General features: G+C 66.0%; 25 protein-coding genes. 8 read left to right on the top strand and 17 right to left on the bottom strand.

Annotated features, from left to right (window positions below; translation table 11 throughout):
• Positions 1 to 68: 68 nt before the first annotated feature.
• The 5 genes from WFK98_RS02455 to WFK98_RS02435 form a co-directional block, all read right to left on the bottom strand.
• A complete protein-coding gene (locus tag WFK98_RS02455) occupies positions 69 to 1,076 on the bottom strand; it encodes an ABC transporter ATP-binding protein (protein ID WP_266339245.1) in 1,008 nt (335 codons plus the stop codon).
• Position 1,077: 1 nt separating this feature from the next.
• On the bottom strand, positions 1,078 to 2,109 hold the full coding sequence (locus WFK98_RS02450) for an ABC transporter ATP-binding protein (RefSeq protein WP_266339244.1): 1,032 nt from the start codon (positions 2,107 to 2,109) through the stop codon (positions 1,078 to 1,080).
• Between the two features lie 5 nt (positions 2,110 to 2,114).
• Positions 2,115 to 3,023, bottom strand: a complete 909-nt coding sequence (locus WFK98_RS02445) for an ABC transporter permease (protein ID WP_266339243.1) — start codon at positions 3,021 to 3,023, stop codon at positions 2,115 to 2,117.
• A 10-nt stretch (positions 3,024 to 3,033) separates the two neighbouring features.
• Complete coding sequence (locus tag WFK98_RS02440; protein ID WP_266339242.1) at positions 3,034 to 4,032, bottom strand: ABC transporter permease subunit; 999 nt, start codon at positions 4,030 to 4,032, stop codon at positions 3,034 to 3,036.
• Positions 4,033 to 4,107: 75 nt separating this feature from the next.
• Positions 4,108 to 5,817 carry an ABC transporter substrate-binding protein gene (locus WFK98_RS02435; RefSeq protein ID WP_266339241.1) on the bottom strand — a complete coding sequence of 570 codons (1,710 nt, stop codon included), beginning with the start codon at positions 5,815 to 5,817 and terminating at the stop codon, positions 4,108 to 4,110.
• Positions 5,818 to 6,513: 696 nt separating this feature from the next.
• Here WFK98_RS02435 and WFK98_RS02430 point away from each other — a divergent pair.
• A complete protein-coding gene (locus WFK98_RS02430) occupies positions 6,514 to 7,557 on the top strand; it encodes a mannonate dehydratase (protein WP_266339240.1) in 1,044 nt (347 codons plus the stop codon).
• Between the two features lie 137 nt (positions 7,558 to 7,694).
• On the opposite strand, the gene WFK98_RS02425 is transcribed toward WFK98_RS02430, so the two are convergent.
• A complete protein-coding gene (locus WFK98_RS02425) occupies positions 7,695 to 8,414 on the bottom strand; it encodes a GntR family transcriptional regulator (protein ID WP_266339239.1) in 720 nt (239 codons plus the stop codon).
• 391 nt (positions 8,415 to 8,805) lie between these two features.
• Here WFK98_RS02425 and WFK98_RS02420 point away from each other — a divergent pair, with 391 nt between their 5' ends.
• The 3 genes from WFK98_RS02420 to WFK98_RS02410 all read left to right on the top strand — a co-directional run bounded on the left by WFK98_RS02420 (position 8,806) and on the right by WFK98_RS02410 (position 11,766).
• The gene (locus WFK98_RS02420) at positions 8,806 to 9,627 is read left to right on the top strand and encodes an alpha/beta fold hydrolase (protein ID WP_336799162.1); all 822 of its coding nucleotides are present in this window, start codon (positions 8,806 to 8,808) and stop codon (positions 9,625 to 9,627) included.
• An 84-nt stretch (positions 9,628 to 9,711) separates the two neighbouring features.
• Entirely contained in the window at positions 9,712 to 10,017 is a 306-nt protein-coding gene (locus WFK98_RS02415; protein WP_266339237.1) for a UBP-type zinc finger domain-containing protein, read from the top strand.
• A 72-nt stretch (positions 10,018 to 10,089) separates the two neighbouring features.
• Complete coding sequence (locus tag WFK98_RS02410) at positions 10,090 to 11,766, top strand: FAD-dependent oxidoreductase (RefSeq protein WP_336799161.1); 1,677 nt, start codon at positions 10,090 to 10,092, stop codon at positions 11,764 to 11,766.
• An 85-nt stretch (positions 11,767 to 11,851) separates the two neighbouring features.
• On the opposite strand, the gene WFK98_RS02405 is transcribed toward WFK98_RS02410, so the two are convergent.
• From WFK98_RS02405 to WFK98_RS02395, 3 genes are all read right to left on the bottom strand, one after another.
• Positions 11,852 to 12,220 carry a response regulator gene (locus WFK98_RS02405; protein ID WP_266339235.1) on the bottom strand — a complete coding sequence of 123 codons (369 nt, stop codon included), beginning with the start codon at positions 12,218 to 12,220 and terminating at the stop codon, positions 11,852 to 11,854.
• A gap of 92 nt (positions 12,221 to 12,312) precedes the next feature.
• Complete coding sequence (locus WFK98_RS02400; protein WP_336799160.1) at positions 12,313 to 12,945, bottom strand: response regulator transcription factor; 633 nt, start codon at positions 12,943 to 12,945, stop codon at positions 12,313 to 12,315.
• Positions 12,945 to 14,456 (bottom strand): sensor histidine kinase, encoded by a 1,512-nt coding sequence (locus WFK98_RS02395; protein WP_336799159.1) that lies wholly within the window; start codon positions 14,454 to 14,456, stop codon positions 12,945 to 12,947. Before WFK98_RS02395 ends, WFK98_RS02400 begins: the two co-directional genes overlap by 1 nt.
• Before the next feature lie 351 nt (positions 14,457 to 14,807).
• On the opposite strand from WFK98_RS02395, the gene WFK98_RS02390 reads away from it, so the two are divergent.
• On the top strand, positions 14,808 to 15,302 hold the full coding sequence (locus WFK98_RS02390) for a Dps family protein (RefSeq protein ID WP_336799158.1): 495 nt from the start codon (positions 14,808 to 14,810) through the stop codon (positions 15,300 to 15,302).
• 73 nt (positions 15,303 to 15,375) lie between these two features.
• Here the strand turns inward: WFK98_RS02390 and WFK98_RS02385 are convergent, their stop codons facing one another.
• Positions 15,376 to 16,875 carry a CoA-acylating methylmalonate-semialdehyde dehydrogenase gene (locus WFK98_RS02385; protein ID WP_336799157.1) on the bottom strand — a complete coding sequence of 500 codons (1,500 nt, stop codon included), beginning with the start codon at positions 16,873 to 16,875 and terminating at the stop codon, positions 15,376 to 15,378.
• A 105-nt stretch (positions 16,876 to 16,980) separates the two neighbouring features.
• Here WFK98_RS02385 and WFK98_RS02380 point away from each other — a divergent pair, with 105 nt between their 5' ends.
• Complete coding sequence (locus WFK98_RS02380; RefSeq protein ID WP_336799156.1) at positions 16,981 to 17,868, top strand: LysR family transcriptional regulator; 888 nt, start codon at positions 16,981 to 16,983, stop codon at positions 17,866 to 17,868.
• Between the two features lie 3 nt (positions 17,869 to 17,871).
• On the opposite strand, the gene WFK98_RS02375 is transcribed toward WFK98_RS02380, so the two are convergent.
• The 7 genes from WFK98_RS02375 to WFK98_RS02345 all read right to left on the bottom strand — a co-directional run bounded on the left by WFK98_RS02375 (position 17,872) and on the right by WFK98_RS02345 (position 22,900).
• Positions 17,872 to 18,498 (bottom strand): O-methyltransferase, encoded by a 627-nt coding sequence (locus tag WFK98_RS02375; RefSeq protein ID WP_336799155.1) that lies wholly within the window; start codon positions 18,496 to 18,498, stop codon positions 17,872 to 17,874.
• A 44-nt stretch (positions 18,499 to 18,542) separates the two neighbouring features.
• The gene (locus WFK98_RS02370) at positions 18,543 to 18,842 is read right to left on the bottom strand and encodes a DUF2218 domain-containing protein (protein ID WP_336799154.1); all 300 of its coding nucleotides are present in this window, start codon (positions 18,840 to 18,842) and stop codon (positions 18,543 to 18,545) included.
• Positions 18,842 to 19,441 carry a PadR family transcriptional regulator gene (locus tag WFK98_RS02365; RefSeq protein ID WP_266339227.1) on the bottom strand — a complete coding sequence of 200 codons (600 nt, stop codon included), beginning with the start codon at positions 19,439 to 19,441 and terminating at the stop codon, positions 18,842 to 18,844. The genes WFK98_RS02370 and WFK98_RS02365 overlap by 1 nt, the downstream gene beginning before the upstream one ends.
• Before the next feature lie 195 nt (positions 19,442 to 19,636).
• Positions 19,637 to 21,049, bottom strand: a complete 1,413-nt coding sequence (locus WFK98_RS02360) for an ABC transporter ATP-binding protein (protein WP_336799153.1) — start codon at positions 21,047 to 21,049, stop codon at positions 19,637 to 19,639.
• On the bottom strand, positions 21,040 to 21,804 hold the full coding sequence (locus WFK98_RS02355; protein ID WP_336799152.1) for an energy-coupling factor transporter transmembrane component T family protein: 765 nt from the start codon (positions 21,802 to 21,804) through the stop codon (positions 21,040 to 21,042). Before WFK98_RS02355 ends, WFK98_RS02360 begins: the two co-directional genes overlap by 10 nt.
• Positions 21,804 to 22,403, bottom strand: a complete 600-nt coding sequence (locus WFK98_RS02350; protein WP_336799151.1) for a hypothetical protein — start codon at positions 22,401 to 22,403, stop codon at positions 21,804 to 21,806. The genes WFK98_RS02355 and WFK98_RS02350 overlap by 1 nt, the downstream gene beginning before the upstream one ends.
• Before the next feature lie 65 nt (positions 22,404 to 22,468).
• Positions 22,469 to 22,900: a PPC domain-containing DNA-binding protein gene (locus WFK98_RS02345; protein WP_336799150.1), complete on the bottom strand. Its 432-nt coding sequence runs from the start codon at positions 22,898 to 22,900 to the stop codon at positions 22,469 to 22,471.
• 381 nt (positions 22,901 to 23,281) lie between these two features.
• Here WFK98_RS02345 and WFK98_RS02340 point away from each other — a divergent pair, with 381 nt between their 5' ends.
• Entirely contained in the window at positions 23,282 to 24,043 is a 762-nt protein-coding gene (locus WFK98_RS02340; protein ID WP_266339222.1) for a FadR/GntR family transcriptional regulator, read from the top strand.
• 40 nt (positions 24,044 to 24,083) lie between these two features.
• Positions 24,084 to 24,983 carry a polysaccharide deacetylase family protein gene (locus WFK98_RS02335; protein ID WP_266333464.1) on the top strand — a complete coding sequence of 300 codons (900 nt, stop codon included), beginning with the start codon at positions 24,084 to 24,086 and terminating at the stop codon, positions 24,981 to 24,983.
• Positions 24,984 to 25,043 lie beyond the last annotated feature (60 nt).

The raw sequence follows: 25,043 nt of genomic DNA, 5'->3' as shown, positions 1-25,043 counted from the left end.
TTCCTGTATTTCCAACCGGTCGCGCGACCGGCCTCATCGAACGGGTGGGCGTTGGGGGAAGAAGAGCGTCAGGCGGGCAGAAGCTCCGACAGGTTCTCCCGCGCGACCAGCGGCTGGCGGTCGTAGCGGAAGCAGGATGCGGTGTGACTGTCGCCGATCCGGTAGAGCGGCGGGTCGGTTGCGCAGATGTCCATCGCGACGGGACAGCGCGAACGGAAGCGGCAGCCCTCGCCGCCGCCGCCGCCGGCCTCGCGCACCTTGATCGGCTGCGCGCCCCAGCGCTGGTCGAGATTGGGCCAGGGGATCGAGTCGACCAGCAGCTGCGTATAGGGATGCTGCGGATCCTTGATAACCGCGTCGACGTCGCCCGCCTCCATCACCGCGCCCCGATAGAGCACGACGATCGATTTCGCGATGTGATAGGCAGTCGTCAGGTCATGCGTGATGTAGATGATCGAGACGCCATGGTCGCGCTGCAGGTTGCGCAGCGTTTCCAGGATCGTCGCGCGCAGCGACGCATCCACCATCGACACCGGCTCGTCGGCGATAAGCAGGCGCGGCTTCAAAAGCAGCGCGCGGGCGACGTTGATGCGCTGGCGCTGGCCGCCGGAGAGCTGGTGCGGGAATCGGCCGAGGATGTCCTCCGGCCGGAGGCCCACCGCGGTCAGCGCCTCTTCCATCTTGTCGCGGGCGTCGGCCTTCGATTTCGCCAGCTTGAAGTGCTTGATCGGCACGGAAAGCAGGTGGTCGACCGTATAGAACGGGTTGAAAACGGCGAACGGATCCTGGAACACGGCCTGCACCTCGCGGCGATAGGCCAGCCGTTCCTTGCCGTGCAGGCTGGCGACATTCTTGCCGCGATAGATGATCTGGCCGGCCGACGGCGTGATGAAGCCGAGCAGCAGCATGGCGAGCGTGGTCTTGCCGCTGCCGCTCTCGCCGGCGACGGTCAGGATGGTCGGCTCGTCTTCCTTCAGCGTCATCGAGAAATTGCGCAGCGCAATCGTCGAGCGCCCGCCGGTGAGCCCGCCCGTATAGACCTTGGAGACGTTTTCGAGCCGCAGGAGATCGGCCATGTCAGCCCTCGCTGTCATAGAGATGGCAGGTCACGCTGCGGCCGCTGGCCAGAACGCGCGGTTCCGGGCGCACGGAGCGGCAGGCGTCCATGACGCTGGAGCAGCGCGGATGGAACGCGCAGCCGGACGGCAGGCGCAGCAACGAGGGCGCGAGGCCCGGAATTCCCTGGAAGACACCCTTGTTGTCGAGGTTCGGCAGGCTGTCGATCAGCGCCCGCGCATAGGGATGCTTCGGGCTCGTGAACATCTCGCGCACCGTGCTGAACTCGACCAGCCGGCCCGCATACATCACCGCCACCTTGTCGACGAACTGCGCCATCAGGCCCATGTCGTGGCCGATCAGGATGACGGCGGCGTTGATCGCGTTCTTGACGTTGTCGATCGTCTCCATCACCTGGCGCTGGGTGACCACGTCGAGCGCGCTGGTCGGCTCGTCGGCGATGATCACCTGCGGATCGAGCAGGATGCCGATCGCGATGCAGACGCGCTGCTTCATGCCGCCCGAGAGCTCGTGCGGGTGCATGCGGAAGACCCCGGGATCGAGATCGACCGACTGCAGCGCCCGCCTGCAGCGCGCCTCGATCGCGCCGCGCGACTCGCGCGGCAGATGCGATTTCACCGCGTCCATCATCTGGGCGCCGATCCGCATCACCGGGTTGAGCGAGTTCATCGCGCCCTGCGGGATGTAGGCGATCTTGCTGAGGCGCGCCTTGCGCATGCCTTCCGAGTCGAGCGCCATCAGGTCCGTGCCGCCGACAACGACCGAACCGGCCTCGATCCGCCCCGGCGCCTTGATCATGCGCATCATGGCGAGCGCCATGGTGCTCTTGCCGGAGCCGGATTCGCCGACCATGCCGAGCTTCTCGCCCGGATTGAGCGTGAAACCGACATTGTCGAGCGCCTTGGCGCGGCCGGCATCGGTGTAATAGGTCACTTCCAGGCCGCTGACGCGCAGGACCGGCTCGACCTTGGCCGCGAGCGGCGGCATGGCGGCGCGCGCGCCGGGCGCGACCGAGAGGTTCGCGTAGTTCATGGCGGTCACTCCGTCCTCCGGATTCGGGGATTGGCGAGTTCGTCGAGCCCCATGTTGATGAGGGCGAGCGACCCCAGGATCAGGATCATCGCGACGGAGGGGATGATCGGCCACCACCACCAGCCATTGAAGAAGGCGCCCTGCGACTGCGCCGCCCAGATCAAATTGCCGAGGAGCGGCTCGCGCAGCGGGCCGAGGCCGAGAACGGCGAGGTAGAACGAGGCGAACACCGCCGCGAACACCTGGGCCACGAAGGCGGCCGCGATGAACGGCAGCAGGCAGGGCATGATCTCCTTGAAGATGATGCCGAGGTCGCTGACGCCGGAGAGCTTGGCGACGGCGACGAACTGCCTCTCCTTCATCGTCAGCACCTGCGACCGGATCACAAGCGTCGGGCCCATCCAGGCGAGCAACACCACGATCATCGCCATGGTCAGGATGGTCACGTCGCGTTTGTCGAGCGAGCCGGCGATGACGACCTGGATCATGAGGACCGGGATCGGCGTCAGGATCTGGCAGACGGTGCGTATCGTCGCGTCGACGCGGCCGCTGAAATAAGCCGAGATGAAGCCGAAGATGACGCCGATCACGGTGCCCACGCCGCCGGCAAGCAAGCCGATCACGGCCGTCTGCCACATGCCGACGACCATCGCTGCATAGAGGTCGCGACCGAAGAAGTCGGTGCCGAACGGATAGCGCCAGCTTGGCGGCTTCTTGAGCGCGGCCGAGAGCGGATAGGCGTGCTTCGGATTGATCGTCATCAGGCCGATGACGGTGAAGGCCGCCAGCCCGAGCAGGATCAGGACTCCGATCGCCAGGCCCTTGTTGCGGCGCAGGTAGCGCATGACGCGGATGGCGCGTCCCGGCTGTTCGATGCGGGTTGTCTCGGCTGGCGGCAGCGCGATGGTCGACATGCTGGCGCTCCTACGAATTCTTGATGCGGGGATCGAGCAGCGGATAGATGAACTCCACGAGCGTCATCAGCAGCGCGACCGCGATCGTGATGAACAGCACGATGCCGTAGATCGTCGGGAAGTCGTTGGCGCGGATGGCGAGGTTGAGCATGTTGCCGATCCCCGGCAGGCCGAACAGGCCCTCGACGATGATGGCGGAACCGATGACGGTGCCGAGCGCCAAAGCGAGGCCCGTGATCTGCGGCAGTAGCGCATTGCGGAGATAGTAGTCGCGGAAGATGCGGCCGCCGGTCAGCCCCTTGTGCTCGGCGAAGTTCACATAGTCCTCGCCCTGGATGGTGATGCCCATGCCGCGCATCGACAGTACCCAGCCGCCGACCGAGCCGAAGATGAGCGCCAGTGCCGGCAGGATCTGGTGCCTCAGCATGTCCAGGGCGAAGCTCCACGACCAGGTGGGCACGATGCCGACCGAATAGGCGCCGCCGAGCGGCAGCCATTTCAGGCGAAAGCCAATGAAGAAGATCAGCAGGATGGCCATGATCACCGGCGGCACGCCGGTCAGCAGGATGAAGGGCGTGGCGGTCATGCGCAGCCAGCGCGGCGCGCGCGGCCAGGCGGCGACGGCGCCGAGCAGATTGCCGATGATGAAGCTCAGGACGGTGGTCACCAGCAGCAGGCCGATCGTCCAGGGCAGCGACTGCGCGATCAGCTCCGACACGGTCGAGGGATAGCGGTACAGCGAATAGCCGAAGTCCATCCGCACGAGATTGCCCAAATAGGTCCAGTATTGATGCAGCAACGGCTGATCGAGGCCGAATTGCTGCTGCATCGAGGCAATGATCTTTTCGAGATCCTGCGGCGAGAAACCGCCGGTGCGGGCCAGTTCGCCGAAGCGCTCGCGGAGCGCGTTCCGGTTCGACAGGCGAGGGATGAAGAAGACGATGGTCGACGCGGCCCAGATAACCAGAACGAGGAAGAGCAGGCGCCGGATTGCAAGCTTAAGGGTCACTGGAAACGTTCCTGGGGGTCTCTTGCCAGCGGGAGAGCGCGCGCCCGGGGACGCGCGCCCTTGTGTTGCAAGCGGCTACTTCGCGCCGGTCGGCTGAAGCCCCGTGACGACCAGAAGGCCGGTATGCGCCCAGAACGCACCGTTGGTGCCGTCGGCGATGTTGGTCGAGCTCGGCCAGTTCTTCCAGTAGTGGTTGTTGTAGGGAATGCGGTGCAGCCACTGGATCACGGGCACGTCGATCACGTCGCGCCAGTAGATGCCGAGAGCCTTCGCGGCGCCTTCCTGGAACTTCGGATCGTTGGAATCGAGCGGCGAGATCTCGTCGAGGATCTTGTCGAACTCGGGGTTCTTGTACCGCGAGAAGCGGTTGTTGCCGGCAGCGGAACCGATGGTGCTGCTGTACTTGCCGTGGAAGAGGTTCAGGGCCTCGAACGGGTCGTACAGGCTGGCGCCATGGCCGAACAGATAGAAGCCCGGCTTGCCGTCGACCATGTTCTGGAAGGCGTCGGTGCCAAAGTTCACGTTCGAATCGAAGCCCGCCTGCCGCAGCATTTCGGCCAGCACCGGCGCCAGGTCGCCATGGATGGTGTCGAAAGCCTGGATGGTGGCGTCGAACGTCTTGCCGTCCTTCTCCCAGAGGCCGTCACCATTCTTGGTGAAGCCGGCTTCCTCCATGAGCTTGGCGCTCGCCTCGGGATCGAACTTGCCCGGCTCGTACTTCGCCTCTTCCGCCTTCACGGCTTCCGAATCCGCGAATTTCTGCAGATTCGGATAGAGCGGGAACGGATAGATGGTGGCGATCTTGGCGCCGTCGTAGAGCACCTCGTTGATGAGGTCGCGGTTGATGGCGAGGCTGACGGCCTTGCGGACGCGCGGGTCGTCATATCCGGGCAGCTGCGTGTTCATCCAGAGCGAGTTGGGCCACCAGTCGAGATAGCCAAAGGGCGACTCGTTGCCGGTCCAGGACTGGATGTCCTTGTTCTGCTCCAGGATGTTGCCGATCACCTGGGCGCGCATGTCGACCGAGGAATCGAACTCGTTGTTCACCAAGCGCTGGGCGACGGTGTCCATCGGCTGGTTCAGGATGTTGGCGACGATGACACGCTTCACCGCCGGCTCAGCCTTGACGCGGCCGGCCTTGACGGCCCACCAGTCCGGACGCAGGTCGAGGATCTTCTGGGTGGCGTTCCAGGCGACGATCCGGTACGGGCCGGAGCTCGGCATCTCGTCGAGGCCGACGGCGGCGACCGGATCAGGCTGGGCCGACATCCATTCCGCCGGAACGATCGGCAGGCCGGTGTCAAACTTCTCCGTCAGCACCTCGAACTTGAAGCGCGGTGCCGGCTGCTTGAACTTCATTTCGACGGTCAGGTCGTCCTTCGCCGTCACGCTCTCGACGAACTGCTGGAAATGCGCGTGATACGGCAGAGACTCCCGATTCATCTGGCCTTCGAACGTATAGATCACGTCCTTGGCGGTAACCGGCTTGCCGTCGCTCCACTTCGCATCCTTGTTGAGCTTGATCTCCAGCGAGGTGAAGTCCGGGCTGGTGTATTCCATGCTGTCGGCCAGCCACGGAATGAACTCGCTCTTGAAGATGCCGTAGTACATCAGCGGCTCGAACAGGAGATTGTTGCCCTCCTGGTGCGTGTAGCCGGGCAGCACCCACGGATTGGTGGTGCCGATCGACGTGCCACCAGAGACGCCCCAGCCGAGAACCAGCGATTGGTTGCGCGGAACTTCGGGCAGCGGGCCCTTGGGCTTGATCTCCTGGGCTGCGGGCAATCCCGCATTCTGCGCGAACGACGCAGAGGGCGCCAGAATCGCCGTGGCGATCAAAAGCGCGCCCGCAATACTTTTAAGATTTACCATATGACAGAATTCCTCCCTACTGCCGAATGGAACACTTTCAGTATTCGATTTCCTGTGCAGTCCCGCCCGGGCGTTTCTTTTTTTGCCTTGCGAGCGGCTTATTCTGTACGGACACAGTTCCTTTCCTGATTTTCCGCTTCGGAGACCTTGGCGCACTCCGGAACCGGCATCCGCATTCGATACAGCAATCCACCGCAACCGACGACCAGCAACGGCGCATGACAATTCTCGATCCAGATCGACCGGACCGAATAAGTCACAAGACGCCAATCCATGAAATCAGCGATAGAATGCTGACCTCAAAGAGAAATCTTTATAAATTTATCCAATTGTGAAATTTATATATTCCCTCCCGATGCGGACTTTTGTTTTTTATCTAGATCCGCCATTTATATATTTATTACCTTAGCGTTATGGCAGATTCTCCACCCGGTCAACCGCGAACAGGTCTTTGCCGCCTAAAACTTCCGAACGATTCCAGATTGCTGCGGACCGGTTCCTGGAGACCATTCGACGCCCCTTGCCGACCCTGCCCATCCATCTCCGGCCGACGCCCCGACGAACGGCGCCGACCGTTCCGATCCACGACAACAAGAGGAGGAAAGAGCCATGTCGGAACCCGCCATGCGCGTTGCCGTAGGCCAGTTTCACGAACTCTCGGACGAAAAACTTCGCTTCGCCGCCCAGATCGGCGTCACCGGCATCCAGATGAACAATCCGACACTTCCCGGCGACACCCATTGGGAAGAAGCGGACATCCGCAGGCTGGTCGAGCGGGTGGAGGCCGCCGGTCTCACCTTCGAGGCGATCGAGAACGTGCCGACCCATTTCTACAACAAGGCGATGCTGGGGCTGCCGGGTCGCGACGAGCAGATCGAGAACTACTGCCGCACGGTGCGCAATGTCGGCCGCGCCGGCGTGCCGATCCTCGGCCTGCATTTCATGCCGAACTCGGTCTGGCGCACCGAGCGCCGGGCGCCCGGTCGCGGCGGCGCCGGCAACACGCGCTTCGAGATGGCGAAGGTTGAGGCGGCGACGAAGACGGAATGGCGCGGCTTCATGCCGACGACGCTGGGCCGCGCCGATTCCATGCCGGTGTTCGACGCCGACGACGGCATCATCACCGCCGACATGATGTGGGACAACTACACCTACTTCATGGACGCCGTGCTGCCCGTCGCCGAGGAAGCGGGCGTCAAGATCGCCCTGCATCCCGACGATCCGCCGGTGCCGATGCTGGGCGGCGTCGCCCGCATCTTCAAGGAGCCGACCGACTTCAAGCGCGCCTATGCCCGCTATGCCGACAGCCCGTCCTGGGGTCTGGACCTTTGCCTCGGCTGCTGTTCGGAGATGCCGGGCGGCGCAGACAACGTGAAGGACTTGATCACCTTCTTCGCGCCGAAGGGGCGGATCTTCTACATCCACTTCCGCGACGTGCAAGGGACGGTGCCAGACTTCATCGAGTGTTTCATCGGCGAAGGCAATTTCAATCCTGCCGAGGTGATGACGCTGCTTTGGAAGAACGGCTTTACCGGCTTCCTGCTCGACGACCATGTCCCGCACATGGATGACGACACCGACTGGAACCATCGCGGCCGGGCGCACGCGATCGGCTACATGCAGGGCCTCCTGCGGATGGCGGAACTCGCCTGATCCCGGCGGCGCGGGGACGCGAACCATGTCCCCGCGCAAGCCGCTGGACGGCTGGGGCGCAACAGTGACGACAGCATTGACGCGTCTGGTCAATTCCAGCGGCAGGGCCGCATTCGTCATGGCGTTCCTCGACGGGCCTAGGTGTAGGGTGGCAATTCCGCCTTGCTGTTCTGGATATCGCGGCGCGCGGCGCGCATCTGCTCGATGATGTGACGGCCGGAACCTTCGACATGCCGCGCGATGATCGCGGCGGCGGCGTTCTCGTCCTGAGCCTTGATCGCTTCCAGAACCTCGGCATGCTCGCGCATCACGGCGGCCTGCCGTCCCAGCGAGATGCGGTGCCGGCGGCTGATCGCCCGCAGGATCTCGCGGTGCTTCCACCATAGATCGACGGCGTGGCGGTTGTAGTGGCGCTGGTACATGGTGTGGTGGAACTGCGTGTCGAGCAGGCCGTGCCGGACCGGGTCGGCATAGTTGAGCTCGATCATCTCGGCATGCAGCGCCTCGAGCGTCGCGATGTTCTCGTCGGTGGCGATGCCGACGAACCATTTCGTAAGCGCCGGTTCGATCAGCACCTCGATCTCGTAGATGTCGCGGATGAAGTCCTCGTCGATCGGCCGGACGCGGGCGCCGCGATTGGGCGCCATGATGACGAAGCCCTCGCCGCGCAGCTGATGCAGCGCCTCGCGGATCGGATTGGTCGAGGTGCCATGCCGCTCGGCGAGATCGGCGACGATCAGGCGGGCATTCGCGGGCAGCCGGCCGGAGATGATGTCCTCGCGGATCGCCTCATACACCGATGCCTCGCGGTCCAGCGTCTGCAGACCCGTCAAGTCGAGGCTCGGAACGAAGCTCATAGACCGCGCATCCCCCCGTTTTCGCTTGCACTTTCCGCCCACCGGCGGCCAGCGCACGCAATCTTTCGCAGATTATGTACGATTCATGCCGAAGTTTGCACGGAATGTCGAGTCGCATGGATGATCCGGGCGCCGTCTTTCGGCACGTGCCCGGCGGACGCCAGGATCTGCGCATCGCGGAGGCCACGAAGCCGTGACGGATCGGGGCCGTGGCTGCGGCATTGAACAGCCGTCCCGCCCTTCGCGGACGGCCCGGCATCAGATGCCCATACCCAAGTATGACCCGGACAACCCCACGTAGAATGGCTCGAAGGCGTGGCCTGTCCGATGTTGTGACCGTCAACCAGCCGGCAGGCGGCGGGGTTCCCCGAGATCACGATGGAGAGAGACGATGAGCACGTTCCAGGTCAAAGACGGCACCACGATCGCTTACAAGGACTGGGGCAAGGGTCAGCCGATCCTTTTCTCGCATGGCTGGCCGCTGGCGGGCGACGCCTGGGCGCCGCAGATGCTGTTCTTCGGCTCGCAGGGCTATCGCGTCATCGCCCATGACCGGCGCGGCCACGGCCTCTCCGACCAGACCTGGGATGGCAACAACATGGACCGCTACGCCGACGACCTGGCCGAGTTGATCGAGGCGCTCGACCTGCGCGACGTCGTGCTGATCGGCCATTCGACCGGCGGCGGCGAGATCGCCCATTATGTCGGCCGCCACGGCACCAGCCGCGTCGCCAAGATGGTGCTGGTCGGCGCCGTTCCGCCGCTGATGCTGAAGACCGAGGCCAACCCGGAAGGCACGCCGCTCGAGGTGTTCGACGGCATCCGCAAGGGTACGGCCGGCGACCGCTCGCAGTTCTTCAAGGATCTGTCGCTGCCGTTCTACGGCTTCAACAAGGAAGGCGCCAAGGTCAATGAGGGCCTGCGCGAGAACTTCTGGCGGCTCGGCATGATGGGCAGCATCAAGGGCGAATATGACTGTGTCCACGAATTCTCCGAGGTCGACTACACCGACGACCTGAAGAAGATCGACAAGCCGACGCTCGTCATCCACGGCGACGCCGACCAGATCGTGCCGATCGCCGCCGCCGGCCTGAAGACCGCCAAGATCGTCAAGGGCGCCGAGCTCAAGGTCTATCCGGGCGCGCCGCATGGCCTCGCCGAGACCGAGGCCGACAAGTTCAACGCAGACGTGCTGGCGTTCATCCGCGCCTAGGCGCGAAGTGCGAGGGCATCGCGGCCCCCCGCGCGGTGCCCTCGCACGCATTTCGTCCATTCCCCCCCCGCCAGGAGACGAGCCATGTCGATGCAGTGCCATCACGTAGACACCATCCGGGACGTCACCCCCGGCAGCCGGGGCTGCGAGGAATGCCTGAAGATTGGCCAGGCCTGGGTGCATCTGCGGCTCTGTCGCCAATGCGGCCATGTCGGCTGCTGCGACGATTCTCCGGGCCGGCATGCGACGGCGCATTTCCACGCAACACGCCACCCGATCATAGAGGGCTACGATCCGCCGGAAGGCTGGGGCTGGTGCTATGTCGACGAGATCATGGTGACGCTGCCGGACCAGACGCCGCAGCTCGGACCCATCCCGCGCTACTACTGACGCCCTCCTGTCGGCCCTTTTCCCCCCAGCAGACGGTGCGCTTGACCGGCGCCCTCACCCCATGAGGATGCGATGGCGGAGCCGCGCGATCTCCAGATGTTTCCCGCGCTCTCGCCGGCGCAGGTCAAAATTGCCGCGCGCTTTTCCGGCACGCCGGCCCAGCGCTTCGGCGCCGGCCAGTCCATCTTCAGCCTTGGCGCGCGAAATGCCCCGGCCTGGCTCGTCGTCGAGGGCTCGCTCACGGTCTTCAGCCGCGCCGGCCTTGCCGGCAGCGCCGCCATCACCACGCATGGGCCCGGCCAGTTCTCCGGCGAGATCAGCCAACTTGCCGGCCGACCGGCGCTGGCGGGCGGTCGCGCCGGCCCCGATGGCTGCCTCGCCATTCCCTTCGACGCCACCGAACTGCGCGCGCTAGTGATCGGCTCGGCCGAGATCGGCGAGATCGTCATGCGCGCCTTCATCCTGCGCCGGGTCGCCCTGATCGATGAAGGTTCCGGCGGCCCCGTGCTGATCGGCGCGCCGGACGGCGCCGAGATGGTGCGACTGCGCGGCTTTCTCACCCGGAACGGCTACCCGCATGTCGTCCTCGACGCGTCGCTCGACACCGAGGGCCACGCACTGGTCGAGCATCTCGGCGTCCAGCCTTCCGAGCTGCCGCTGATGGTCTGCCCGGCCGGCACGGTGCTACGCCATCCGAGCGAGGCCGAAGTCGGCCTCTGCCTCGGCACCGCGCCCGCCCTCGCGCCCGACAGGCTCTATGACGTCGCGATCGTCGGTGCCGGGCCTTCCGGCCTCGCCGCCGCCGTCTACGCCGCCTCGGAAGGGCTTGGCGTGCTCGTGCTCGACGAACGGGCCGTCGGAGGACAGGCCGGGGCCTCGGCGCGGATCGAGAATTATCTCGGCTTTCCCGCCGGCATATCGGGCCAGGCGCTTGCAGGCCGCGCCTTCGACCAGGCACTGAAATTCGGCGTCGAGATCGCCGTGCCGCTCGCCATCGCCCGGCTCGACTTCCCGCCAGCTACCAGCGGGACCCTCGCGCCCCTGAAGCTTGGCCTCGCCGATGGCCGCGAGATCCTGGCGCGCACCGTCGTCATCGCCTCGGGCGCGCGCTATCGCCGGCCCGATATCGCCAACCTTGCCGATTTCGACGGCGCGGGCGTTTCCTACTGGGCCTCGCCGATCGAAGCGAAACTATGCGAGGGCGAGGAGATCGCCCTGGTCGGCGGCGGCAATTCGGCCGGTCAGGCCGTCGCCTTCCTGGCGCCGCGCGTCAGGCGGCTGCATCTCGTCATTCGCCGCGACGGCCTCGAGGCGACGATGTCGCGCTACCTGATCGATCGCATCGCCGCCTTGCCGAATGTCGAGTTGCATGCGAATTGCGAGATCGTCGAACTGGATGGCGACCACGCCTCCGGGCTCACCGCTGCGGTCATCCGCAATCGCCTCACCGGAAAAGATATCCGCCACCCGCTCCGCCATCTGTTTCTCTTCATCGGCGCCGACCCGAATGCCGGCTGGCTCGAAGGCTGCGTCGATCGCGACGAACATGGCTTCGTACTGACGGGAACTGCCGTGCAAGGCCGTCCGGCGTCGCCGAAGCGCGCGGCCTTTCCGCTGGAAGCCAGCATCCCCCGCGTGTTCGCGATCGGTGATGTGCGGTCGGGCTCGACCAAGCGCATCGCGGCGGCGGTCGGCGAAGGCGCGGCGGTGGTGGCGCAGATCCACGCGGCGCTGGCGGACAACGCCTAGCGGCGCGGCCGCCCCCCCCGGCGAAAACAGACTTGCCAAGCAGAAGGACAAGGCCCGCACCCTGCGGGCTTTCGGCGTTGCGGCGTCAGGCCGTCAGCGCGATCTCGATGCAGTCGATCAGTGCCTGCCCCTCGAAGGGCTTGCCGAGGAAGCCTATGGCTCCCGCCGCCATCACGCGGTCGCGGATGCGGTCGTCCGGAAAGGCGGTGATGAAGATCACCGGCGTCGTGTCGCCGCGTTCGCGCAGGATCTGCGAGAGCTCGACGCCGCCGATGCCGTCCATCTGCACGTCCGTGATCAGGCAATCGACCGGCTGGGTTCCGAGCGCGGCGAGATATTCCTCGGCCGAGGGGAAGGTCGTCGCCTTCATGCCGAGCGAGCGGACGAGGCTTTCGGTGGCGATGCGGACGGAGGCATCATCATCGACGATGGCTATGGATTTTACGTGAGACACTGACGTTCCTTAGGAGCGGCACACGCCCCATGCGCCCGGTTCATGCTTTCCTTGATGCGCCGCGCCGCACCGGATTGGAATCATACTGGAGTTTAGCCGGGCTGAATTTCGAGCCCGGGCTGCAGCGCCTGGTACATCTTGACCAGTTCGGCCAGCGAGCGCGCCGCCATCTTCTCCATGACATGGCCGCGATGGATCTTGACGGTGATCTCGCTGACGCCGAGCTGTCCGGCCACCTGCTTGTTCATCAGCCCCGTGGTAACCAGCGCCAACACCTCGCGCTCGCGCGCCGTCAGCATGGCGTAGCGGGCCCGCAGCGAGGCGAGCTGCGCCTCGCCGGCGCGCCGCAGGCGGTCGTTGGCAAGCGCGGCGGAAACCGCGTCGAGCATGTCCTGGTCGCGGAACGGCTTGATCAGAAAGTCGAGCGCGCCGGCCTTCATCGCCCGCACCGACATCGGCACGTCGCCATGGCCGGTCATGAAGACGATCGGGATGTTGTTGCCGAGCTTCGCAAGCTGGCTCTGGAAATCGAGGCCGCTGACGCCGGGCAGCCGTATGTCGAGCACGAGGCAGCTTTCGCTGTCGACCGGGCCGCGGGCCAGAAACTCCGCTGAGGAGCCGAACAGTTCGACCCGCATGCCGACCGAGCGGAACAGGCTGCCGAGCGCTTCGCGCAGCGAGGCGTCGTCATCGACGACGAAGACCAGCGGGGCGATCTCGGGCATCAGGCGGCTTCCTTGTCGGCTGGCAGGTGGAATTCGAAGCTGGCGCCGCCGGAAGGCCGGGCGCTGGCGCGCAGCCGTCCGCCATGGGCCTCGACGATCGAGCGGCAGATCGAGAGGCCCATGCCCATGCCCTCCGGCTTCGTCGTGAAGAAGGCGGCGAACAGCCGGGCCTCGTCGGCCGGCGCGAAGCCCGGGCCGCTGTCGGCGATCTCCAGCGCGATGCCGTCCTCGGAGGCGCGGGAGAGGATGGCGAGCTGGCGCGCGCCCACCGGCATCGCGCCCATGGCCTGGATGGCGTTGACGATCAGGTTGATGATCACCTGCTGCAACTGCACGCGGTCGCCGGAAATGCGACCGAGTCCATCGGCAAGCGAGAGCCGCAGCGCCACGTGCTGGGACGCTATCTCGCGCTGCACCAGCGTCAGCGTATCCTGCACGAGGTCGTTGATGTCGACCAAGGTCGGCTGCGGCGTCGCCTTGCTCGACAGCGCGCGCAGCCGCTTGATGACCTCGCTGGCGCGGCGCGCATCGGCGATCATGCGCTCGATCGAGGCGGTGACTTCGCCGAGATCCGGCTCCGGCCGCTTCAGCCAGCGCAGGCCGGCCTCGCCATTGGTGACGACGCCGGCAAGCGGCTGGTTGACCTCATGCGCGATCGACACCGTCAGCTCGCCGAGCGTGGCGACGCGGGAGACATGCGCCAGTTCCTTCTGCGCCTGATGCAGGCCGTTCTCGGCCTCCCGGCGGGCGGTGACGTCCATGATGCTGACCAGCACGAGGTCGAGCGCCTTGCGATCGGTGGGCATCGCCACCGTATAGAGGATGTTGAGCCGCTTGCCGTCGATGGCATCCATGATCCCTTCCGCTTCGAAATGGCTTCGTCCCTGCCAAATTGCGTCGAGCAGCAGCAGGATCGAAGGCTCCATCTCGCGGGGGATCAGGCTTGGCAGCCGCGCCCGGAAGATATCGAGATCGGGCACCCTGAAGGTCGAGAAGGTGGTGTCGTTGGCATTGACCAGCTTCATCAGGCCGAGCGCCTCGCGAACAAAGCCCGGATCGCGACTGGCGATCTCCTCGATGCTGCCGAGGCCGTCGGACCGCCTGGCTTCGAGACGCGCCTTCAGCGCCGAAAAATCCATTTCGAGAATGGCGACACCGGTCGCCCGGAAGATGGTGCGATAGCGCCTTTCGCTCTCGCCCGTGATCGCGATGGTGGCGGCAAGGCGCAGCGCCAGGCCGGTGGTGATGGCGATCGCCGCGAGGCTGACGAGACAGCGCGCCACCGGGCCGGAACTCATGTCCGTGCCGTGCGTGACGCCGAAGCTGAGCAGAGTGAGGCCGATGCAGATCGCCGCCACCGCCAGCGTGCCGCGCCGGCCGGTGAAGTTCACCGAAAGCAGCACGACCGCGACGTAGAGAACCGCGATCGCCACGTCGAACTGCGTCAGCGTATCGAACAGGAAGATCGCGGCGGCGAGGAGGATCGCAGCAACCGGCGAATAACGCGACATGAGGCCCCCAGGCGCTTGATGCTGCATTGCCATATCAGATCGGCGCGATCCGCGAAGCCGGCACGCGAGAGCCCCGCGGCCGCGGCCGTGATCCCGATGGCGGAGACTAGCCGCGGCGATCCGTATCCGTCGCCCTATACCGACGTATGAGCCAACCGAAACATGCAGCCGATATTGCCGCAGCGGGCCCTGTGGCTAGATCAGCTCATCAGGAACCGATCCCCAGGCGGCCTTCCGTGACCACGACCGAAGCCAGATCCCGACACCTCCTCTCACCAGCCAGCCCGCTCACCCCGGCGCGCTGAAACCCGTCGTCCCCTGACCGATCCTTCAACCACGAGGAAATCCACCATGAGCCCACGCGCTGCCCTTCGCACCCCGACCGATCTCGGCGAAAACGCCACCAAGGACATCTCGGCCGCCCTGTCGGGCCTGCTAGCCGATACCTTCGCGCTCTATCTCAAGACCAAGAATTTCCACTGGCACATGTCGGGGCCGCATTTCCGCGACTATCACCTGATGCTGGACGACCAGGGCGACCAGATCTTCGCGATGACCGACGCCATCGCCGAGCGCGCCCGCAAGATCGGCGGCACGACGATCCGCTCGATCGGCCATATCGCCCGCCTGCAGCGTATCCCCGACAATGACGCCGAATTCGTCACGCCCGAGGACATGATCGCGGAACTGGCCAGCGACAACCGCGATCTCGTCGGCTTCCTGCGCTCGACCCACGCGACCGCCGAGGAACACAACGATGTGGCGACGACCAGCCTGATCGAGGTCTGGATCGACGAAACCGAGCGCCGCAGCTGGTTCCTTTTCGAGATCGGCCGCATGGCCTGAACCACCCTCGCCAGAAATGGAAAACGCGCCCGGCCATTCCCGGCCGGGCGCGTGCGTTTCGCGTCTCTGGAAATCAGCGCATCGTCGGCATGACGAAGTCGGCGCCGGCGCGGATGCCGGTCGGCCAGCGGCTGGTGATGGTCTTGAGCTTCGTATAGAAGCGCACGCCTTCCGGTCCGTGCATGTGATGGTCGCCGAACAGCGACGCCTTCCAGCCGCCGAAGGAGTGGAACGCCATCGGCACCGGGATCGGCACGTTGATGCCGATCATGCCGACCTGGATCTGGTGCGCGAACTCGCGGGCAGCGTCGCCGTCGCGGGTGAAGATGGCGGTGCCGTTGCCGAACTCGTGCTCGTTGATCCACTTCGCGGCGGTCGCGTAGTCCGGCGCGCGGGCCACGGCCAGCACCGGGCCGAAGATCTCTTCCTTGTAGATCTTCATCTCGGTGGTGACGTTGTCGAAGAGCGTCCCGCCGATGAAATAGCCGTTCTCGTAGCCCTGGCGCTTGAAGTCACGGCCGTCGACCACCAGCGTCGCGCCCTCGGCGACGCCGGCATCGACATAGCCGCGCACCTTGGCGAGGTGCTGGGAGGTGACCAGCGGGCCCATCTCGGCGTCAGGATCGGTGCCTGGGCCGATGTTGAGCGCGCGCACCTTCGGCTCCAGCTTGGCCATCAGCGCGTCGGCCGTCTTCTCGCCGATCGGCACCGCGACCGAGATCGCCATGCAGCGCTCGCCGGCCGAGCCATAGGCGGCACCCATCAGCGCATCGACCGCCTGGTCCAGATCGGCGTCCGGCATGATGATCATGTGGTTCTTGGCGCCGCCGAGAGCCTGGCAGCGCTTACCGGTGCGGGCCGCCGTCTCATAGATGTAGCGGGCGATCGGCGTCGAGCCGACGAAGCTGACGGCGGCGATGTCCGGGTCGGTCAGGATGGCGTCGACCGCTTCCTTGTCGCCATGCACGACGTTGAAGACGCCATCCGGCAGGCCGGCTTCCTTCAGCCATGCGGCAACCAGCAGCGAAGCGGACGGGTCGCGCTCCGACGGCTTCAGGATGAAGCAGTTGCCGCAGGCGAGCGCGACCGGGAACATCCACATCGGCACCATGGCCGGGAAGTTGAACGGCGTGATGCCGGCGACGATGCCGAGCGGCTGACGCAGCGAGTGGCTGTCGACGCGGGTGCCGACATTCTCGGTGACTTCGCCCTTCAGGAGCTGCGGCGCCGAGGTGGCGAACTCGACCACCTCCATGCCGCGCTGGATCTCGCCCTTGGCGTCGGAAAGCACCTTGCCGTGCTCGGCGGTGATGACAGCCGCGAGTTCGTCGGTGCGCTCTTCGAGAATGCGCAGGAACTTGTTCAAGATGCGGGCGCGGCGGAGCGGCGTGGTCGCGACCCAGCCGGGCAGCGCCTGCCGAGCGGCGGCGACCGCCTCGCGTACCTCGGCCGTCGAGGCGAGCGGCACGAGGCCGGTCTGCTCGCCGGTCGCCGGATTATAGACGGGCGACGTACGGCCGCTCTGTCCGGCGACCAGGCCGCCACCGATGAAATGGGAAATCAGGTTCGGCATTTCGCCCTCCACAAGCCGGTTCGGATGCCGGGTTTATGGGCTTCGCAGAATTGCACAGCAACGGCGATAATTGCGCTTCCGATGTGCGGAAATTATAGTCCAGCCATGGATTGGGATCGCATCCGCATCTTCCTCGCCGTCGCGCGCACCGGCCAGCTGGCCGGCGCCGCCAAGCGGCTCGGGCTGAACCACGCCACCGTCGGCCGCCAGCTGACGGCGCTGGAGGAGGAGCTTTCGACCAAGCTGGTCGAGCGACAGACGCATGGCTGCGTGCTGACGCCGGCCGGCGAGGCGCTGCTGGGGACGGCAGAACGGGTCGAATCCGAGTTCCTGCAGCTCGAGGCCGAGCTTTCCGGCACGGCGGAGGCGATCAGCGGCGCGGTGCGCGTCGGCGCGCCGGACGGGCTCGGCAATTATTTCCTCGCCGGCGCGCTCGGCGGCATGGCGGCGCGCTATCCCGACCTCGTCATCCAGCTGGTGCCGCTGCCCCGGACCTTCTCTCTGTCCCGCCGCGAGGCCGACATCGTCATCACGCTAGACCGGCCCAAGCAGGGCCGCATGCTGGTGCAGAAGCTGACCGACTACACGCTCAGCGTCTATGCCTCGGAGAGCTACCTCGCCGCGACCGGACCAATCGAGCGCGAGGCCGATCTCGCCGGCCGGCTGTTCGTCACCCATGTCGAGGACTTCGTCTACAGCCGCGCGCTCGACTATGCCGACAGGCTCGGCCAGCTGATGCATCGTCGCTTCGAATGCGGCAGCGTGATGGGGCAGATGGAGGCGGTGCGCGCGGGACATGGCATCGGCATCCTGCACGACTATGCCGCCCGCCCCTTCCCGGAGCTGAAGCGGCTGCTGCCGGAAATCCGCTTCACCCGCAATTACTGGCTGATCTCGCACCCCGACACGCACCGGCTGCGCCGGGTCGCCGAGGTGCAACGTCATATCGTCGCCAGCGTCCGCGCGGCCCGCCGCGATTTCGAGGCGGAATGAGCCTCAGTAGGCGCCGTTCGGCTCGTAGCGGCTGACCTCGATGCCCGAGCCGACCAGAAGCAGGACGCTGGTCATGCTGGGCAGAGCGCGGACGGCGCGGCCATAGCGGCGAATATCCTCGTTGCCGGGACGGATCATGTTGTCGGCGACGACGATCGCGCCGGGATTGAGCTTCGGATAAAAGGCCTCGAGGCAGGGCAGATAGAGATCCTTCCAGAGGTCGACCAGCACGAAATCGATCTTGCCGGCGAGGTCGCCGATCATCGCCACGGCGTCACCGACGCGGAAGTCGACATGCCCGGCCAGGCCCGCCTTCTCCACCATGTCGCGGGCATAGGCCGACTTGTAGCCATGCAACTCCATGGTGATCAGCCGGCCGCCGGTCGCCCGCGCCGCTTCTGCCAGCCAGATGCCGGAATAGCCGAACGACGTCCCCAGTTCGAGGATGGTCGGCGCTTCGAGGCTGCGGGCGAGGACGTTGAGCAGCCGGCCGGTGTTCGGGCCGACGGCGCGCATGCGCTGGTCCTGGCCGCCATCGCGACCGCCCGGCGCTTCCTCGCGCGGACTGTTCCGCTCCTCATCCATCCGCTCGTGATAGGCGTCGAGAACCAGGCTGATCCGGTCGTCCATGCGATTGTCTCCGTGGCGGTGGATGGTGGAGGAGCGTCCCCGCCTCAGGCGGGGCGCCAGTCGATGGCCAGTTCCTCGCGGAAGGCGAAGCGCACAAGGTGGCGCACGACGACATCCTGCAATTGCGGCATCTCGCTGCCGTCCGGCGCGGTGAGCGTCATGGTCAGCACGCCGTCCGCGGCCGCGAGCCGGCAGGAGCCGATCGAGAAATCGATCAGCCCCGCCGTCTCGTCGAAGGTGACGGGCAGCTTGTGAGCGAAATGCTTGCAGAGCTGCTGGAGGTAGCGGCTCGCATGCTCCGTCGCCACGGTGGCGACGGAAGTCTGCGGGTTCGGGCTGGTCATCAGCTGCGCTCCACGGTCTGGGCGGCCGCGTCGAGGGCGGCGGCGATGGCTTCGGCGGCAGCGGCATCGATCGAGCCGCGCTGGATGCGAAGGCGAAGGGCGAGCTTGAGGTTTTCCATGGCGCGAACCATGGGTGCGGGAACCGCATCGCCGCCTTCCCGCCTGCCGGCCGGACCGACGCGAGCCAGAAGCTCATCGGCGGCGGCGCGGTTGGCGGCGAGAAAGGCCTCGCCCTCGGCGGTGATGCGATAGCGCTTGCGGCCGGCCTCGACCGGCTCGATCGCCGCATAGCCCATGTCGTCGAGCCAGGCGAGCGTCGGATAGATGACGCCGGGGCTGGGCGAATAGGTGCCGCCGAAGCGCTCCTCGATCGCCTTGATCAGCTCGTAGCCGTGCCAGGGGCGCTCGGCGATCATCGCCAGCAGCAGCAGGCGGAGCTCGCCATAGTCGAAGAGCCGGCCACCGCCATGGCGCCCGCCGCCGCGACCATGCCGGCCCGGACGCTCGTGATGCGAATGCGGATGGAAGTGGGGGTGAGAGTGGCGATGCCCCGAGAAATCCTCGTGGGCGGCGAAGTGACGGTGATGGCCGTCGTCCATATGTCTGTTTTTCATACTGCCGATATAGATCACGATATATCGTAAATCAAGATATATCGAAAACTATCTTGATATGTATCGGAAGCCACGAAAAGGCGAGCGGCCAGCGCGCGATCCGGCGCGGATCGGCGTTGATGTGGGTGACAGGAAAGAGAGAGCCAGCCCGGCTCCCGCATTCGTGAAGGCGCAGACGAGCTAGCGGATGCCGAGATCGAGGATGGCGGTGGCGTTGCGGGCGACGAATTCGAGATCGTGGCTGATGATCACCGTCGCCGTGCCGGTTGCCCGTTCCGCCGCCAGGATCGTTTCCAGCCTTTCGGTATGGAGGGCATCGAGCCCGCGCTGCGCCTCGTCGAGCAGCAGCAGCTTCGGCGCGTTGGCGAGCACCGAGGCGATGGCGACGAAGCGCTGCTGCGCATGGATCAGGTCGAGCGGATGCCGCCCGGCCGCGGCGGCGAGCCCGGTTCGGGCGAGAACCCTGTCGCGCCGGCTGTCGATCTCGGCCCGGGCGAGACCGAGCTGCCTCGGGCCGAACTCGACCTCGCGCCGGACCGTCGGTTCGAAGATCTGGTATTCCGGCTCCTGGAACACGGTGCCGACATGCTGCGCCAGTTCGTCGACGCGCAGTTTTCGCGTGTCGCGGCCGTCGATGGCGATCCGGCCGCCTTCCGGCTTCAGCAATCCATTAATCAATCGCAGCAGCGTGCTCTTGCCGGCGCCGTTCGGACCGATCAGGGCGAGAACCTCCCCTGCACCTACGCGAAAGCTGAGATCGGCCAAAAGCCGCGGCGCGCCGGCATAGCCGAAGGACAGGTTCTCGACAGCCAGAATCGTTGGCGCCGCCGCAGCACCGAGCGACACGGCCGCAGGCTCCGTCGCAGCGGCGCGGAACGTCGGCAACGCGGCGAGCCTTTCCTCGGTCGCAACGCTCCCGGCGTCCGGCGCCAGCTCGCCGGGTTCGACCTCGTGCAGCCTGCCGCCCTCCAGCCGCATTTGCCTTCCGCCGAGCCGGCGCAGCAGGGCCAGCGAGGTGTCGAGCCAGACCAGAGTCACCCGCCCGGCCAGTTCGGCGAGGATATCGAGCACCTCGCCGCGCGCCTCGGGATCGAGATTGGAGACGGGCTCGTCGAGCACGAGGATTTCCGGCTCCATCGCGAGCGCGGCCGCCAGCACCAGCCGTTGCTGCTCGCCGCCGGAAAGCGTGAACGGATCGCGCGCCGCAAGGGCGACGAGCCGCGTCCGCACCAGCGCCGCCTCGACGCGGCGGGCAATTTCCTCGCGCGGCAGCAGCAGGTTTTCCGGGCCGAAGGCGATCTCGTCGCGCACGCTGAAGGCGCGGCCGGAGAGATGCCGGCCCGGCACCTGGCCGACATACTGGATCAGGCTGGCGCGCTCGGCGATCGAGCGTTCGGCGAGCGCCCTGCCGTCGATCCTGACCGCGTCGCTGCCGCTCCAGCCGGAGAGATGGCGGGCGAGTGTCGTCTTGCCGGAGCCGTTGCCGCCCAGAACGGCGAGCGTCGCGCCTGCCTCGACGGAGAGATCGAGCTGGTCGAGGACGGGGGCATCGCCGAAGGCGGCGGAAAGCCCCCGGATTTCAATCAGGGCCATAGGCGGACTGCGATCTGGAGAAAGGCGAGCGCGAGGAGGAACGGGCGAAGCGGACGCTCGAACGGCGCCTCGGCGACCGGCTCCAGCGTGGCCCGCCGGTTGTGCGCGCGGAAGCCGCGGCCGGCCAGCACATGGGCGCGTTCGTCCGCCTCGATCAGCGCGGTCGTGACCAGGGGCGCCACCAGCGCGGGAAGGCTCTTGAAGCGAGCGAGGAAACGGCCCTTCAGCCGCAGGCCACGCGTTGCCTGCGCGTCGCGGATCGCCTTGGCGCGGCTGCCGAAGGTCTCGATCATCAAGAGCGGGCTCGCAAACAGATAGGCGAGCGCCGGCGGCCAGCCGGCGGCGTCGAAGGCGCGCAGCAACCGCGACGGATGGGTCGAGGCGACGAAGACCAGCGAGGCGGCGATGATGGCGGCGACCCTGCCGCCAATCGAGGCCGCATGGGCGAGGCCGATATCGCTGATCGACAGCGGGCCGATCAGCGGCCGCGCGTCGGGATGGACGATGAAGAGCGCCTGCACGATCGAGATCGAGGCGACGAAGGGCAACGCCGTCGCCGCGAAGCGCGTCAGCACTGCGCGCCCCATGCCGAGCGACCACGCCCAGAGCAGGATCAGCCCGACCAGTCCCCAGACCCAGGCGGGCGACAGGACAAAGGTCAGGCTGACGATCCAGACGAGGCCGGCGAGCTTGGTCAGCGGATTGGCCCGGTGGGGCCACGACTCCACCGGGCTGTAGAGAACGCCTGTAGCCATCAGGCGCGGCTGAACTTCAGATACTCATAGCCCGAAACCAGGCGCTGCGGCAGCTGGCGGACCAGCAGCCAGACGACCAGGGCGGTGACGACCTTGTCGATGATGTTGGAGCCGAACACGGTCAGCGCGACGGAGCCGAACAGCGACTGGCCGACCTGCGACAGGTAGGCGACGGCGAAATCGGACCCGGCGCCGGTGACGCCGCCGAACAGGTAGACCTGGATCGGCACGGCGACGAGGGTCAGGAAGAAGGCGATGACGACGCCCGAGATCGCCGCCTGCCAGATCGTGCGGAACCAGCCGAGGCGGGCGAGCACGCCGGCGACGACGCCGATCACCAGCGCCACCGGCGCGAAGGCGGCGGCGACGGGATTGGTCAGAAGCCCCCAGATCAGGTTGGTGAGAAGACCGGCGAGGCCGCCGGCGATCGGCCCGGCCAGCACGGCGACCAGCACCGTGCCGATCGAATCGAGGAAGATCGGCAGCCGCAGCGCGTCGTTGATCTGGCCGCCGACGATGTTGATGACGATCGCCGCCGCGATCAGGACGAGGACGCGCGTGCTGATCAGGCTCGCGGTATTGGCCGTTTGGGTCGACATGGTTGGATAGCCCCCAGCTTGGTGGTGGGACCGGCGCCCGATCGCCCGATCCCGTTCAATGCGGTTCAGCCGCGCGGCTTGACGATCAGTTCCTCGTAGCCGGAGAGCGCACAGGGCTCGCGGGTGAAGTCGAGATCGGTCAGCTCGGCCAGCACGATCTCGGCGGTGGTGTAGACCGAGGAGCCGGGGCCGAAATGCGCGCCGGTGGTAACACCGTGCCGGTCGGAAAGCGCGATATGCAGATGGTCGCCCTTGGCGTCGACGGTGCCGACCAGCGAGACGATCTCGAAATGGCCCTCGCGCTCGACCCAGACGCCGGTATTGGCGAAGCGCAGCGACGCCTTGGTCAGGCTGCCGACGACGGTGACGATGCTGACCGCCTTCAGGCCGTTGTCGTCGACGAACTTGCGCAGTTCGAGCGCGACGTCCTGGCCGGGCTTCAGCCGCAGCGCATAGAAACGGGCACCGCTCGAAGGGGCGACAGTGGAAGAGCTCATGGGAATGTCCTGTTGACTGCGCGTTCCGGGGCTCGCGATGGCGTCGCGGACCTCCTGCGAGCAGGCGTAGGAGAGCGCCAAGGCGGCTGTCAATTTAAACCCGACAAGATCGGTAGAGTATTTCTCTTGCCGTATTGGCCTGAGAATGACGTGACGCCGAGGGCTCTCCCGCAGCAATGACTTACCTCGCGAAATGGATCGATCCGGCCGCCCTGCGGCATGTCCGGCCACGCGCGGGCGGACTTGGCGCGCCCCTTGACCGTGCCGTCAATCGCGGCAACTGCACAGGCGGATGCACAAAGGAAAGTCTGGTCGGACCAATCCGAAGCTGCAATGATCGCTCCAGACGGCAAGACCGCTGAAATCGACCAAAACGCGCCCATGACTGAGCAATCCCAGGACACTCCCCTCGCCTCCGGTCAGACCGGAGCTCCGGCCGAAGACAGCGCCGGTTCGGTCGCGACCGTCGCCCAGACGGCGGTCGAGCGCCTGCGCAGGATGATCGAAGCCGGTGAATTCGCCGTCGGCGAAGCGCTGATGCCGCAGCGCCAGCTGGCGCGCGAACTGAATGTCAGCCGCGCGACCTTGCGCGAGGCGCTGTCGATCCTGGCGACCGTCGGGCTGGTGTCGATCGAGCCTGGGCGCGGCACCTTCGTGCGCGACCCGAGCGCGGTGGCGGAATCCGGCTCGGCGATGTCGTGGCGCTTTTCCGCCCGCTACAGCCCGGCCGAGGTCTACCAGGTGCGCTACATCGCCGAGAGCCAGGCGGCGCAGCTGGCGGCGATGACGCTTACCGCGCCCGAGATCAACCTGCTCAAGGACAATCTGCAGGCGTTTCGCTCGGCGGCGCAGACCTTCGATGTCGAGGCGTTCGCCAGGGTCGATTTCGAATTTCACGCCATGATCATGCGCTTCTCGCGCAACCGCCTGCTTTGCGACATCCATCACAGCTTCGCCAAGGTGCTGATCGAGAGCACCAAGCTGCCGATCACCCGCGAGAAGCTCTGGGATCCCGTCGCCGAGCACGAACGCGTCATCGAGGCGTTCGTGATGAACGACCCGGAAGGCGCGGGCTACTATATGCGACGCCATCTGAGCCGGACGGCTCACCGCGTCGGCATCTCCATCGTTGAACTGGTCTGAAAGCGGGCGCGCGCCGCCCCGACAAGCGGAAAGGAACGACATGCCGAAAGAGATCTTCGTATCCTACGGGATCGACGTCGACGCCGTGGCCGGCTGGCTCGGCTCCTATGGCGGCGAGGACAGCCCCTGCGATATCTCGCGCGGCGCCTTTGCCGGCCATGTCGGCAGCGCCCGCCTGCTCCGCATGTTCGAGAAGTGGGGCATCCAGACCACCTGGTTCATTCCCGGCCACTCGATCGAGAGCTTCTGGACCGAGATGAAGGCCGTCGCCGACGCCGGCCACGAGATCGGCATGCACGGCTACAGCCATGAAAACCCGATCGCCATGACGCCCGAGCAGGAAGAGGCGATCTTCGACAAGTGCGTCGAGCTGATCACCAAGCTCTCCGGCAAGCCGCCGCGCGGCTACGTCGCGCCGTGGTGGGAATTCGGCTCCAAGACCAACGAACTCCTGAAGCAGAAGGGCATCAAGTACGACCACTCGCTGATGCACAACGACCATCACCCCTATTACGTGACGGTCGGCGACGAATGGACCAAGATCGACTATTCGAAGCATCCCTCGACCTGGATGAAGCCCTATGTGCAGGGCGAAGAGACCGACCTGATCGAGATCCCTGCCTCCTGGTATCTCGACGACCTGCCGCCGATGATGTTCATCAAGGCCTCGCCGAACAGCCACGGCTTCGTCAATCCGCGCGATATCGAGCAGATGTGGAAGGACCAGTTCGACTGGGTCTACGAGAACTATGACTACGCCGTCTTCCCGCTGACAATCCATCCGGACGTCTCGGGCAAGCCGCATGTCCTGAAGATGCATGAGCGCCTGTTCGAGTACATGAAGGGTTTTGAGGGCGTGAAGTTCGTGACGATGGAGACCATCGCCGAGGACTTCGCCAAGCGCTTCCCGAAGAGCGGCACGGCGCGGCCGCAGTCCTGATCAAGTTTTTGGCGCGGCGACGGTTTTCGGATCGCCGCCGCGCCCCCCAGCCTGAAGGAC

The organism is Kaistia sp. MMO-174 (assembly GCF_037147815.1).
GTDB lineage: Bacteria > Pseudomonadota > Alphaproteobacteria > Rhizobiales > Kaistiaceae > Kaistia > Kaistia nematophila.
Note: the sequence above shows the minus strand (reverse complement) of the source record. Positions and strands in the feature narration are given on the sequence as shown.